10 protein-coding genes are annotated in these 12,818 nt (G+C 59.3%); 1 reads left to right on the top strand and 9 read right to left on the bottom strand.

Annotation, left to right across the window (positions count from 1 at the left end; all coding sequences use genetic code 11):
• Nucleotides 1–66: 66 nt before the first annotated feature.
• The 5 genes from AFK65_RS10005 to AFK65_RS09985 form a co-directional block, all read right to left on the bottom strand.
• Nucleotides 67–1,368, bottom strand: a complete 1,302-nt coding sequence (locus tag AFK65_RS10005) for a PQQ-dependent sugar dehydrogenase (RefSeq protein ID WP_038857193.1) — start codon at nucleotides 1,366–1,368, stop codon at nucleotides 67–69.
• A gap of 12 nt (nucleotides 1,369–1,380) precedes the next feature.
• On the bottom strand, nucleotides 1,381–1,806 hold the full coding sequence (locus AFK65_RS10000) for a DUF2231 domain-containing protein (RefSeq protein WP_032804630.1): 426 nt from the start codon (nucleotides 1,804–1,806) through the stop codon (nucleotides 1,381–1,383).
• A gap of 168 nt (nucleotides 1,807–1,974) precedes the next feature.
• Nucleotides 1,975–3,189: an EAL and HDOD domain-containing protein gene (locus tag AFK65_RS09995; protein WP_007697884.1), complete on the bottom strand. Its 1,215-nt coding sequence runs from the start codon at nucleotides 3,187–3,189 to the stop codon at nucleotides 1,975–1,977.
• Nucleotides 3,190–3,370: 181 nt separating this feature from the next.
• On the bottom strand, nucleotides 3,371–4,582 hold the full coding sequence (locus tag AFK65_RS09990) for an MFS transporter (RefSeq protein WP_038857196.1): 1,212 nt from the start codon (nucleotides 4,580–4,582) through the stop codon (nucleotides 3,371–3,373).
• A gap of 27 nt (nucleotides 4,583–4,609) precedes the next feature.
• Nucleotides 4,610–4,945, bottom strand: a complete 336-nt coding sequence (locus AFK65_RS09985; protein ID WP_038857198.1) for a hypothetical protein — start codon at nucleotides 4,943–4,945, stop codon at nucleotides 4,610–4,612.
• A 147-nt stretch (nucleotides 4,946–5,092) separates the two neighbouring features.
• Here AFK65_RS09985 and AFK65_RS09980 point away from each other — a divergent pair, with 147 nt between their 5' ends.
• Nucleotides 5,093–6,067 carry an apurinic/apyrimidinic endonuclease family protein gene (locus AFK65_RS09980; protein ID WP_007697879.1) on the top strand — a complete coding sequence of 325 codons (975 nt, stop codon included), beginning with the start codon at nucleotides 5,093–5,095 and terminating at the stop codon, nucleotides 6,065–6,067.
• 231 nt (nucleotides 6,068–6,298) lie between these two features.
• Here the strand turns inward: AFK65_RS09980 and AFK65_RS21015 are convergent, their stop codons facing one another.
• From AFK65_RS21015 to AFK65_RS09970, 4 genes are read right to left on the bottom strand one after another with little or no spacing between them, the layout of a single operon-like run.
• Nucleotides 6,299–6,919, bottom strand: a complete 621-nt coding sequence (locus tag AFK65_RS21015) for a pentapeptide repeat-containing protein (protein WP_071602515.1) — start codon at nucleotides 6,917–6,919, stop codon at nucleotides 6,299–6,301.
• Nucleotides 6,920–6,923: 4 nt separating this feature from the next.
• A complete protein-coding gene (locus AFK65_RS09975) occupies nucleotides 6,924–11,075 on the bottom strand; it encodes an RHS repeat-associated core domain-containing protein (RefSeq protein WP_236612728.1) in 4,152 nt (1,383 codons plus the stop codon).
• Between the two features lie 10 nt (nucleotides 11,076–11,085).
• Complete coding sequence (locus AFK65_RS22115) at nucleotides 11,086–11,253, bottom strand: hypothetical protein (protein WP_007697877.1); 168 nt, start codon at nucleotides 11,251–11,253, stop codon at nucleotides 11,086–11,088.
• The gene (locus AFK65_RS09970; protein WP_038857200.1) at nucleotides 11,250–12,809 is read right to left on the bottom strand and encodes a hypothetical protein; all 1,560 of its coding nucleotides are present in this window, start codon (nucleotides 12,807–12,809) and stop codon (nucleotides 11,250–11,252) included. The genes AFK65_RS22115 and AFK65_RS09970 overlap by 4 nt, the downstream gene beginning before the upstream one ends.
• Nucleotides 12,810–12,818 lie beyond the last annotated feature (9 nt).

The following is a 12,818-nucleotide window of genomic DNA, read 5'->3' as shown; positions in this document are numbered from 1 at the left end:
AAAAGTATAGCAGGCGCTTTCACGCCCTCTCCGGATGTGAAAAAGGCCGCGCGCGGCGGCCTGGTTTTACTGCGCTGCGCTCACGCGCCAGATGGCGTTACCGGCGTCGTCGGCAATCAGCAGCGCGCCGGAGTTATCCTGCGTCACGCCGACCGGCAGCCCGCGCACCTGCTTCTGATCGTCCGTCAGGAAACCGGTGACGACCGGCTGCGGCATCCCGACCGGTTTGCCGTTTGCAAATTTCACCCACACCACCTGATAGCCATTGAGCGGCGAGCGGTTCCAGCTGCCGTGCTCGCTCACGAACGCCCCGCCGCGATACTGCGGCATGTTATCGCCGGTATAAAAATGCAGGCCAAGCGGCGCGACGTGCGAGCCGAGGGCGTAGTCAGGCTTAATAGTTTTCGCCACCAGATCCGGGCGCTGCGGCTCGGCGCGTTTATCGACGTGATTGCCGAAATAGCTGTACGGCCAGCCGTAGAAGCCCTTCTCCTGTACCGACGTCATATAATCGGGCACCAGATCGGAGCCGATTTCGTCGCGCTCGTTAACAATCGCCCATAGCTTGCCGCTCTCAGGCTCCCACTGAAGGCCGGTCGGGTTGCGCAGGCCGCTCGCGTAGATACGGCTGGCGCCGGTCGCGGCGTCCACTTCCAGCACCGCCGCGCGGCGATACTCCGCGCCGATGCCGTTTTCCGTGATGTTGCTGTTGGAGCCGACGCCCACGTAGAGCTTGCTGCCATCCGGGCTCGCCAGCAGCGCTTTAGTCCAGTGATGGTTGATCGGCCCGCCCGGCAGTTCAGTCACCTCTTCGCCCGGCGTGCGGATCTCCGTTTGCCCTTCCTGATACGGGAATTTCATCAGGCTGTCGGCGTTCGCCACCCACAGCGTATTGCCCGTGAGCTGAATGCCAAAAGGCGCATTGAGATTTTCAATAAAGTTATGCTTTTCCCATTTGCCGTTCACGTTACGCAAAAGCGTTATGCGGTTGCCGCCCGGCCCGCCCTTGCCCGACGCCTTTTGCACCACGCCCATGATGAGCTGTTTCGGGCGCGTGGTCGGTTTCGGCGTGCCGTTGGATTCCGCCACCAGAATATCGTTATTGGGCAGCACATAGACCTGGCGCGGATGCATCAGCCCGTCGGCGATTTTCTCAATCTTCAGCCCCTGCGCCACCTTCGGCTTTTCGCCCTCTTTCCAGGCGACGCCTTCCGGCACCTGCATCGGCGGCAGCAGGAAGTTTTTCGCCTCCGGGAGTTCCGGGTTTGGCCCGACCTGTTTTTGCGGATCGAGTGTGGCGCTGTTATCACAGCCGCTAAGCAGAGCGCCCAGCGAGACGGCCAGCGCGAGACGATGAATATTGTTCATGCGGGCTTCTCCTTAAGCAGCGCGTTGGCGTAACGCGAGTTGAACATTCGCCAGCAGCAGCAGCGCCACGACCAGCGTTGAGAGAATGACGCCCGCAGGCACCACGGCATAGGCATCACGGCTATGGATAAAGGCGTTGAAAATGGCCAGCACAATCGCCAGCAGATTCAGCCAGAAGTGCAGCCGCTGCGCCGGGCCATGCAGATGGCGGCGGCCCGGCCAGATCTGCCCGAGGCTAATCAGGCGCGGAATAATGGCGATAACGAGGCCGATGGCGATAAGCCAGCTGGCGGCATCGGTCCACATCTGCACGTAACTTTTCATGTACAGGATGTCGAAAATCCAGGCGGCCGTGAAGAAGCCTAAAGGAATGGGATTGAGCAGTTCATAAAGCGCCACGGCTGCTGCCGGGGATCGTGCGGTCGTGTGGGGGTGCATATCCGTCTCCTGAAGTCATCCAGAACCAGCGACGGCAGCGCCCAGGCGCCGCACGTCAGCGTGCCTGTAAAAGCGTAGTCAAGATGCGAGAGAATGACGGAATAATCGAAACCGTGTTTTAGCCTGATGGCGCGCAGGCGGCGTCATCCGGGCCGCCCGCGGAAAAAATCAGATAATGGTGTCGCCCCATTTCACCGCCTCATGGGTCATATCGATGATATCCCGCTCGCTAAGGTTCAGCTCCTGCGCCACATTCACCACTTCCGGCCAGTCGGCGCGCTCAAACTCCTCGCACAGCCGCACCAGCGCCCCCGGTACGCCCTCGCGGTTAAGCAGCGCTTTTTTAACTTCCTTCGAGACGTAGATTTGCTCCAGCAGCGTATCCATCGGGATATCCATAATCGCATCAAGACGCGAGAACAGCCCGGCGATAAACGCGTCGTCCTCACTTACGCCGCCGATACGGTGCGCCGCCAGCTCACAGAAGCGCCCGTACACCAGGCTGACGTTATAAAGCTCGCTCACCGACGGATCGCTGATGTGCGTCACGGCGAGGATCGTGATGAACCTTTTCAGCTCATAGAGCCCAAGAAACGCGAAAATGCTGCGAAACGGCAACGATTCAGCGTTAGCGTGAAAGTTATGCTGATATTTGATGTTATTGACGTAGCGCATCAGCTTATAGGTGATGGCCACATCGCGGCTGATCAGCTTTTCGATCTTCGCCATATCCGGGCGCGCCGCGTTGACCTCACGGATAAGCTCCAGGATAAAGACTTTTTGTTCAGGAAGCTTTTTGGTCTTGATAAGTTCCGGCTTGCTGTAGAAATAGCCCTGGAACAGGTGAAAGCCGAGCTGCAGATACTGGTCAAGCTCTTCGCGCCGTTCGACTTTTTCGGCGAGCAGCTTGCAGCGCAGATTCGGATGCGCTTTCAGAAACGCTTTGATCTGCTCAAGGCTTGTGGACTGAATATCGAACTTAATGACGCTGATGTAGGGCAAAAAACGGCTCCACTCGCTCTCCAGCGTAAAATCATCCAGCGCGAAGCAGTAGCCCTGCTCATACATCTCCCGCACGGTGGTAAACAGCGCGTTATCCGGCACGCTGTTCTCAAGAATCTCTATCACGACATTCTGGCGCGGCAGCGATTGCGCCAGCCCGTTGACGATCATTTCATACGGGAAATTGATAAACGACGTATGTTTCCCGGACAAACGCTGTAACGGCGTCACCAGAAAATGATCGGCAAGCAGCTGGCTGGTGGCGAACTCGGCGGTGACGGGCGGAAAGGCGTTGGTCAGCCCGTCCCGGTAGAGTAACTCGTAAGCCACCGTGTTCAGCGACGCATCAAAGATAGGCTGACGCGCTATGAAGGAATACATTTCAACCTCCGGTTTCGTTTTTTCGACGTCCATTACAGCGGTGCGCTGCTTGTTCGACCGGCACTAAAACATTCCTGGATATACTCTTCCGGCGCTCCGCCGGCAGAACCGCAAGCCAGGCGTAAGCTCCCGAGGTATTGCGCTTACGCTCACGCCATTAAGGCGCGGCTTTATAAGATGTTTATCGGCGTGCCGCCTGCTTTCTTGAGCATATATCCGGGTGACGCGCTGGCGTTTGTTCCGCCGGTAAACAGAGCGCGAGTATGGCCAGCGCCCCGAAAATACCGAGCGCGGGAACGGCGCTTAAGGTATCCAGCAGCACGCCAAAAAGCGCGGACCCCGCCATCTGACCAATAGCGAGCAGCAGAAACACCGCGCCGAGGCCTGCCGCCGGAAACTCCCCCGTCGCCGCGACACCGCTGACCAGCAGGACGCCGGAGAGCGTGATATAGGCAAAACCATAGAGCGCCGCCACGCCCCAGCACAGCCAGGGACAGGAGGCCGACAGCGCCAGCAGTCCGAACGCGGCTAGCGTAAGAAGCTGCATTAAACGGTGGGCGTTATTGATCCCGACGCGCCCAATCAGCACGCCCGTTAATACGCCAAAGCATCCCGCCACGCCGGTGACAAGCCAGAGCAGCGTGACGTCGCGGCCTTCCATCCCCGCCTGCGACTGAAACATCAGCGGCCCGAAGGACCAGTACGCCGCGCTCACCACGCCGCTGAGCAGCGCGATAATCAGCGGCGGGCGCAGCGCGGGCCGCCGGAGCGCTGCAAGCTGGGATTTAAGCGACGCACGCTCGCCCGCCGGCGCGGCGGGCATGGCGCGCCACGTCATGAGCGTTGGGATGACGGCGAGCGCGGCGAAGAGCAGCCAGATCTCACGCCAGTGGCCCGGCATCAGCAGTACGGCCAGGGCGGATAAAATGATGCCCCCGCCCGTTCCGGCATTGATCACTGTGTTGACGCCAGGGCGCTGCGCCGGTGTCACATCGCGGTTCACCGCTTCAGCCATCGGCGGCGAGACCAGCCCGGAACTCATCCCGGCAAACACGACCCCCACGGCGAGCCAGAGCGGCCCGGACGCTTGTGAAAGCACAATCAACCCGATAATCGCGAAGAGCCCGGCGAGCAGCGCAGGCAGCCGCGGCCCGGTGCGCGCCGTACAAAACGACGACGCCACACTCGCCACGCCATAGGCCGCGAACGACGCCGCCGAAAGCGCGCCGACCCGCGTCGGCGACATGGGAATATCCCGGATAACGTCAGGTAACTGTAATCCCCAGGAGAAACGCGCCAGCCCGTAGGCGGCGGCTATGAGCGAAAACCCGCTCAGGGCGAGAAATTTATGTCCGGACAGCAAGGCGACCTCAGCGAAGTAAATATCCTCCACTGAGTGTAGCCGCCCGCTGGCGCATGATCAGCGCATCAGGCGAGCAAGTTGTTCGCCGCAGGTTTGCGGCGCGCTCGCGAGCGCGTCGCGCGTCGTGTTATCCAGCCCCTGCCAGGTGCTGATGACTTTTTGGGCAAGCGCAGCGGAGTAGTGCTGGCGTTGCAGCGCGTAGTCGTTGTTGCTGCCTTCAATTACGTTTTCCATGCTCGCGGCCCAGTTATCGGGCTTTTCTGTCTGGATCGTGCAGAAAACCGAGGCGTAATACGCCTTGTCTTCATCGCTGAAATGCGGCGTAAGCCACCAGTACGCCATCGCGGCGCAGGCGATAACAGGAAGAATAATGCGCCAGGAGAGTAATTTCATAAGTTGATTCTGATACGTCAGTGAAAGCGCGGCTTGGTCGCGGCAAACGGACAGTATAACGGTTCTGCTTAAACTTACGCTCCACAACCCAACAAAACGCCCGCTTTACAGCCTGCTACACTGAAATCACTGACAACCGGAGGGTGCATGAAATTAGGTTTCGCGTGTAAATTTTTAGATTCAGGGCTCAAACAGGAATTTCCCTTTAAATCGACAACCCGCACCCGCTTTTTAAGTCTCGGCCATGAGCCGCGTCTGACGCTGTTATCGCAGCTCGCGCAGACGAATCTCAACAACCTGTATCTGACGCTGGAGCAGCTTGCGCAGTTACCTGCGGCGTTAAGGATGATGCGTATCGGCAGCGATCTCCTGCCGCTCTATACCGTGCCGGAGGCAGGCCCTGTCTATGGAGAATTTTTAACGGACCTGGCGCCGTTATTTACCCGCTGCGGCGAGTTTGCCCGCGCGCATGATATCCGCCTCTCCTTTCATCCCGGACAGTATTCCGTTTTAGCGTCAGATAATCCTGATGTTGTCGATCGGGCTATCGAGGATGTGGAATATCACGCCCTCTGCGCGGTAATGATGGGTTACGGCCAGCAGTTTCAGGATTTCAAAATTAATATTCATATGAACGGCAAGCGCGGTTTCGAGGGTTTTCGCGAAGCGTTTGGCCGGTTGAGCCCGCAGGCGCAGCGGATGTTGACGGTGGAGAACGATGAGATCTCCTGTTCGCTGGACGATGTGTTACAGGCGCAAGCGCTCTGCCCGATTGTGCTGGATATTCACCACCACTGGGTGAAAGAGAACGCGTTTATTATGCCGGACGATCCGCGCATTGAACAAATAAAAGCGTCATGGCGCGGCGTGCGCCCGGTTCTGCATTATTCCATCTCTCAGGAAGGGCTGATCCCGGAACAGGGATACCCTGAACAATCACAGCTCGGCATTCCCAAAACTAAACTACGCGCGCATTCAGACTATTATTTCAACAGCACGCTGAACGACTGGGCGCTCTCTTTCACCGATTTCGACATTATGTGCGAAGTGAAAATGAAAAACATCGCCCGCGACCGGTTGTATGATTACGCGTTATTGAAAGGCGTGGTGAAGGCGGCGTGAGTAAATGCGGCATGGGATATTAAATCTGATATGTATTTGTAGCGCGGATAAGCGAAGCGCACCCGCGGGTTTAATCAATGGTGGGTGCGCAGGCTTACCCACCCTACAGAAAAATATGCCACATATGCGGCGTAGCGCGGGTAAGCGAAGCGCACCCGCGGAAGGCATTGATTTATCATTACGCAATGTTTGCACTTCTTTGATGCCCTATACTCCCTGTTACGCCTGTTGTTACTCCACAATGTCTGAGCATAGATAATTTTTATCACTATGATATGGAGAGGGAGAAAGCAATTCATCGAATGTTTTACCCGCCGGCGGTGTGCAAGATGAAAGATCACAGTCATCAAAGCAAATCTCTTTCCATGTGGATAGTGAAAAATCTATGTTTTTCATAGTGTTGATGCCGGCACCCTCAGTTAAATCACTCACGTATTTACCGTGAAAGATGACATCTTCGAGTTTGCCTTTAAATTTACAGTCCTCAAAGCAACTGGCTTTAAAATCAGCGCCTTTGAATTTACATTCATCAAAAAAACAACCAGTCATTACTGGCTGATAAAAATATCCTTTGCGGAAATCGCACTTAGTAAATGTACAATTCGTATAAACACCACCGCCAGCCCCAATAGTCACATTGCGTAAATCCACACCTATAAAAACGCAGTTCTCAAAGTTACAATGGTATAATCTGCCATCAGAGAATTTTGTTTTTTCAAAACGACAATTACGGAACGTTACACTTTTAAAAATGGGTGAATTTAGATCTACGCCAGTGTAATCTTCTCCCTCAAATGATTCATTTTCGATTTGTGTTTTTGCAGGCCAGATTTTACCGATACGAGTTGTCATAATGTTAATCCCAAAAAAGACCTATTCCAGTACCACTATATCTTGAATCTTTAATAGCACGAGCCTGATGAGTGCCTCTGAGCCAATCAGCCCTTGTTGTCAAATCCCACCATTGTCCATCTGAGGGCCTGATCACATCAGGTCCACTTCGCCCTGCGACTTGCAAATGGCTAAGGCCTGGATCTGCTTTAACTCTGGCTTTAAATTCAGCATCCATTCTTTGTCCTACATACATACTTTCCTTGGTAATCGCTATGCTAAGGTGTTTCAACGCTTCAGCCATATTGCCTAATTTTTCTGCATTAATTGCTCTGTTCAGAGAACGTTGGATAGAGTTTAGCTGACGAAGAGTCATATTTCTGTGAGGCTGAGAGTTAATAAATTTTCTGGCTTCATCAGCATGTTGAAGAAGTTTTTTTGTGTCACTACATGCTTTAAGGCCTAACGGATCAATCCATCCTGACGGATCCAGCACATACGCATAATTATTAACCCCGCCCAGCATCCCTATCGGGTCCTGGCTGATATAGGCCGCGATGACCGGATCATAGTAGCGATAGCGGTTGTAATGTAAACCCGTTTCGGGGTCGAAATACTGGCCCTGGAAGCGCAGCGGGTTATCGATGCGGCTGGCGTATACCGGGCCTTTTTCACCCCATGCGCCGGCGCGTTCTGACCAGACTATCTCCCCCTCAACCGACGTCAGGCGCACCGGCGCGCCGTTCGGATCGCAGTGATAGTGCCAGCTTTCGCGCACGCCCCCCTCCTGAGTCAGAAGCGCCAGCGGGCGGAAGGTGCCGGGGTAATAGACATATTCACGCATCTGATGAAAAAGCGTTGCCTGCGCCTGCTCGCGTTTGATGCGCCCGCCGGTGTCGAAAAGGCTTAAGGGAGCGAGCGGCGCGGCCGTGCGCGTAACCGTTTCGCCAGCCAGCGCGTCGCCCTGCCAGTAAAACCAGCGCGTCTCTTCCGGCGTCTCTTTGAACACGCGCCGCCCGAGCGCGTCATAGCCGTAGCGCACCTGACGCTCGCCCTTGCGCACCGCGATAAGCTGGCGGTTCTCATCCCACAGGAAATCCTCTTTCGCCTCGCCGGTTTGCAGATTACGGCGCTGGCGCAGTTCGCCTGCGCGGTCAAAGACGTAGCGTACGCCCTCGTGAACGCCTTCCCGAAACCAGCCGCCCGGTGAATCATCCGCCGCCTGAATGCGTGTGTGCAGATGATTGCCTGCGGCATCCTGCACAAACTTGCGCAGCCGGTTGTCGGGTTCGGTATGTGCGATGAGACGCCCGACCGGATCGTAGTGATAACGGTCATCGCCCCACTGGCTGTCCTGGCGCAGCGTCATATTACCGGCGCGATCGTAGGCGAAACCGCTCGCGAACAGCGGCAGATCGCCCAGGGTCACTTCCTGCGCCGTCAGCCTGCCCTGCGCGTCATATTGCATCGCGCGCCGGATGGCCGGTGAAAGCTGTTCGCTCGCGAGCCTGCCCGTCTCGTCATAACGCAGCTCAACGGGCGCGTCGCCGTTGAGCTGCACCCGAATGAGCCGGTCGTTTTCGTTCCACGCATAACCCACACGGTGCCCGGCGTCGCTCTCCCGATAATCCGGCAGGCCGCGTGCGGTGTAGCCATAGCGGAGCTGGAAACCATCCTGATCCTCGCACAACACGCGGCCTGCGCGATCATAACGCCAGGCGAGCCGCCGCCACGGGTTTTCGCACAGCGTCAGACGGCCGCCGTCGTCATAATGGTAGCGGGCGGTTAAGGTGTCGCCCGTGCGTCGTTCCCGCACGCGGCCCGCGGCGTCGTAACCGTAACGCACCTCGCGCCCCAGCGGATCAAGGCGGCTTATCAGCCGGTCGCCTTTATCCCACTGGTAGCGGGTTGCCTGTCCCCAGTAGTCGGTTTCCGTCTCCACGCGGCCCAGCGCGTCGCGCGACAGCGTCCAGCGTTCGCCGTTCTGGTTGATAACGGCGAGCAGGCGGTCTTCAGGATCGTATTCATAGCCCGTCTGCGCGCCGTCCGGCGTGCGGCAGGCGGTGACCATCCCCGTGGCGTTATAGTCAAAGCGCGTTTCCCGGCCCGCTTCATCGGTATAACGCACCGGCTCATCTTCACGGTTGTATTCGACGCGGATCTCCTGACCGCCTGACGTCTGCATCGCGACAAGCCGGTCTTTCCTGTCCCAGAAATAGCGGGTCACGCCGCCGCTGGCGTCGCGTTTATCGAGAGGATTGCCGCGCGGCGAATGGCGCAGCCGGGTCTCGCCCGCGCCGGCCTCCTGAATGAGCGCAAGAAAGCCGTAATGGTCATAGTCGTAGCGCGTAAGCCCGCGGCCCGGCACATCGGCTTCGCGCAGCTGCCCGAGCGCATCGTAAACGTAATGCGCACAGACGCCGGTCGGGTCGCGCCCTTCGGTGAGGTTGCCCGCCGCGTCATACGAAGAGACCCACTGCGCCCCGCTTTCATCCGTGACGCACAGCGGCTGGCCATCGTCATTGAAGGTGGTGCGCACCACGCCGCCGCCGGGTAAATGCTCCGCCGTCATGCGCCCCTGCTCGTCATACTCCCAGCGGTACTGGCTGCCGTCCGGCTCTGTCACCTCCACCGTGCGGCCAACATCGTCATAGCGGAACACGGTGTTGCCGCCGAGAGGGTCTGTCTCCGACACCGGCAGGCCGTTCTCATCAAAGGTAATGCGCGACACATGGCCGAGCGAATCGGTGACCGCCACTTCATTTAATAGCGTGTGATACTCGAAATGATAATCCCAGACGCCGCCGTCGCCCCACGCGTGCACCACGCGCCAGGCGTCGTCATAGGCATAATGAAACCCCTGCCCGTTGCGATCGACATGGCTGACCATCCGCCGTTGCCGGTAATGAAAACGCCTGGGGTGAGACAGGGCGTCGATCTCCGCGCAAAGCTGGCCTGTGTCGTCATACTCATAGCGGGTGAGCGGCGTGACCTCGCCGCCCAGGGCGATGCGCAGCTGCATCGCCTGAAGCCTGCCGTGCTGGCAGGTCACGAGGATCTCGCGGCCCGTGGCGCCGTCAGCGCTGTATTCGCACAGGCGCGTTAATAGCCCGCCGTCGCGCTCAAACTGCCAGCGGTTGTGGTTGCGATCGGCGATGGCTGTCACCTTGAGCAGACCGTCGCGCCCGGCGAAACGCCAGATAAGCGCGCCCTCCTGTTCGACGTGCCAGCCGCGCTCGCCGCCCTGCTCCTCATACCAGAGACGGCTGCCGTCCGGCAGGCCGAACACCGCGTGCTCGCGCCCCGGCACCGCAGGCAGACCGGCGAACAGCGTCACGCCTTCCGGCTGGGTCAGCAGCGCCACGCCTTCCTCGCGCAGCACCTCAAGCGTGGTATCGGCGGGCGTCAGCCAGCCGAAGCCGCACAGCCCTTGCTGGTCGATATCAGCCGAGGAGTAAAAGCGCCCCCAGTCGAGCGGCAGCCGCCCCGGCAGCAGGAAATCGCGATGCTCCAGATGTACGCTGCCGTCGCGAATATCCACCGGCTCGGCGCGCAGTACACGGCATTTAAGAAACCCCGGCTCCATATTGCGAAAGAGTTTCTGTCGAAACTTCGCGAAGCGACGCATAAAGAGCCGCCACTGTGGCGTGGCCTTCAGCTTTTTAAGCCCTTTGCCGAGCCCGCTTAAGCCCGCGCGCATCAGCAGCGCCATCAGGTTAACGGTCGGCGGCCCGCCGACAATGACATTATTCGGCAGCGCCAGATTGAACGTGAGCGGCAGCGTCAGCGACGGCAGTTTCGGCTTGGCGGCGCGCTTTGGCCGGAACGGCGGCATCATGCCGACAATATTGCAGCTCAGTACCGGCATGCCGATGCGCGAGAACGGCTCGCCGTCCACCGCCACGGTTTTACTGCCCATAAAAAGCTCGTCATCGAGCTGCGGGCCGCCCGGCATACGCAGCGGCGGCACCCACGCCCCGCCGGTCGGAATATGAATCACGATGCCGCCCGTTCCGGCGCTGGCGCGGCGAATGCCGTTCACATGCACCGTCGTGCCGATAAACGGCAGATAGTCGAACACGTCGAATACCAGGCCGATATGCGGCGTCGGCAGCGGCCACGGATACAGATGAATATCCAGGCCGAGCTGCGGGTCGAAGTGGGCGCCGGAGTGCATCGGATGCTCGTCAGAACAGGGCGCGAAGCAGCGCGCGCAGGAAGGTGCGGATCTCTGTCGCAAGCTCGCTGTCAGAGAGGCTTATAAACAGTATCGCGAGCAGCGTCACGACGACGATGATGCCCGCTTTAGTGGCGAAATGGCTGTGGTTTTTTGAACGATCGTGGCGTTGTCTCATGCGTTGGCGCTTCCTGCAGGTTCAGATAACGGGGCCGCGGGCGCGCTGGCGCTCCAGGCGGGAAGGGATTGCCACTCGCCCGGCGGGGCGTCGAACGGGTGCGCAACATCCGGCAGGCCGTTCCAGTGAGGGTGAAGCATGGCGCGGGCGAGGCGAACCGTCTGGAGGACGCTGTCGTCGCCCTGTTCTATCAGCGCTTCACGCTGCTGGCGCAGCGCCAGAAACGCGGCTTCGAGACGCAGTTGCAGGCGGCTGTCCGCCGCTTTTACCGCCTCCGCGCCAGGTGCTGCGTGAAGCGCTACGGCCGCTTCCGCCTCAAGAATTAACTGCTGACACGTCTGCTGGTAACGCGTGGCGGCGGCTTCCAACGCCTCGCTGCGGCGCTTATCGTGCATACGCAGCAGATCGCCGAAAACCAGCGGCAGCGTGGTCTGCGCGCGCTCCTCAGGCGCAATCGCCTGCGCGGCGCGCAGAGCCGCGGCGTAATCGTCCATCGCCACGGTGCGGTGCCCCGCCTGCCAGAGCGCAAACCCGGCCATCCGACAGCCTTCCAGCTCAAAGAGCGGGTGCGGGATCCCCCGCGCCAGCGTGGCGGCGCGGCGGTAATGTTTCGCCGCCTCGGCGTAGTTTTTATCCGCAAACCACGCGCCCGCCTCGCCAAACGCGCCCTGCACGGCGAGCTGGCCGCGCACCGGGCCATCGGCGACGCGTGTCGCGGCGCTTTGCGCCTGCTGATAATGGGCGACGGCCTGCGGGGTGTTTTTCTCTTTCAGCCAGGCGCCCGCTATCAGGTGATGCAGCACGGCCTCCTGATCGGCCCAGCCGCGACGCTGCGCGATGGGCATGGCAAGCGAGGCCCGGCCCGCCACCTGCGCGGCGCTGCCTCTGTCGAGCAGCAACATGGCGTCGGCGAGATAACGCCGGAACAGCAACCGATCGCTGTCCGGATCGGTCTGCTGGCGGGCGGTCTGCTGCATCACCTGCATGGCGTCCGGTTCATCGGTCAGTAGCCGCACCTGCTGTGCGTGCGCGTTAACGAGAGGCTGCCAGAGCGGCTGTTCAGTGGTGTCGGTAAGCAGCAGGCGTACGCGCTGCGCCGGCGCGGCAAGCCACTGCGTCAGCCAGCGGTTGAACGCGGCGATATCGCTCACCGCGGAGGGTTTAAGGATCACGATCGCATGGCGAAAATCGTCCTGATGCGCACGCGCGAAATCTTCCAGCAGCGTACAGAGCGCCGCAGTGTGGTAACAGGGCAGAAAGCGCTCGCCCTCCCAGGGCCGCGCGTCCGGCGTCGCTTCCACGCTTTCAAGAAAGTCGCATGCCAGCGCCTGGCTGTAGCCATAGCCGGTATCAAAAGGGGTAACAAGCGTCACAAAGAGATCCGGCACGCTTCGCCCTTCCGGGTGCTGTTGCAGGGCGAAAAACGCGTTCAGCAGGCTTTCACCGCTCGCCGGCACGCGCCAGACGATCAGTTTAATCGCCGGATCGTCCGTTTGATCGAGCCAGCTAAGCTCCAGTTTACTGATGGCGTGTTCGGTCGGATTTTTTGCGCTCATCGTGGCACC

It is taken from the genome of Cronobacter universalis NCTC 9529 (genome assembly GCF_001277175.1).
Taxonomy (GTDB): Bacteria; Pseudomonadota; Gammaproteobacteria; order Enterobacterales; family Enterobacteriaceae; genus Cronobacter; species Cronobacter universalis.
This window is presented reverse-complemented; position numbering and strand designations above follow the sequence as displayed.

Coding starts and splice junctions, on each gene's coding strand:
- AFK65_RS10005 (WP_038857193.1), bottom strand. CDS start 1,368: ATGAACAATATTCATCGTCTCGCGCTGGCCGTCTCGCTGGGCGCTCTG.
- AFK65_RS10000 (WP_032804630.1), bottom strand. CDS start 1,806: ATGCACCCCCACACGACCGCACGATCCCCGGCAGCAGCCGTGGCGCTT.
- AFK65_RS09995 (WP_007697884.1), bottom strand. CDS start 3,189: ATGTATTCCTTCATAGCGCGTCAGCCTATCTTTGATGCGTCGCTGAAC.
- AFK65_RS09985 (WP_038857198.1), bottom strand. CDS start 4,945: ATGAAATTACTCTCCTGGCGCATTATTCTTCCTGTTATCGCCTGCGCC.
- AFK65_RS09980 (WP_007697879.1), top strand. CDS start 5,093: ATGAAATTAGGTTTCGCGTGTAAATTTTTAGATTCAGGGCTCAAACAG.
- AFK65_RS21015 (WP_071602515.1), bottom strand. CDS start 6,919: ATGACAACTCGTATCGGTAAAATCTGGCCTGCAAAAACACAAATCGAA.
- AFK65_RS09975 (WP_236612728.1), bottom strand. CDS start 11,075: ATGCACTCCGGCGCCCACTTCGACCCGCAGCTCGGCCTGGATATTCAT.
- AFK65_RS22115 (WP_007697877.1), bottom strand. CDS start 11,253: ATGAGACAACGCCACGATCGTTCAAAAAACCACAGCCATTTCGCCACT.
- AFK65_RS09970 (WP_038857200.1), bottom strand. CDS start 12,809: ATGAGCGCAAAAAATCCGACCGAACACGCCATCAGTAAACTGGAGCTT.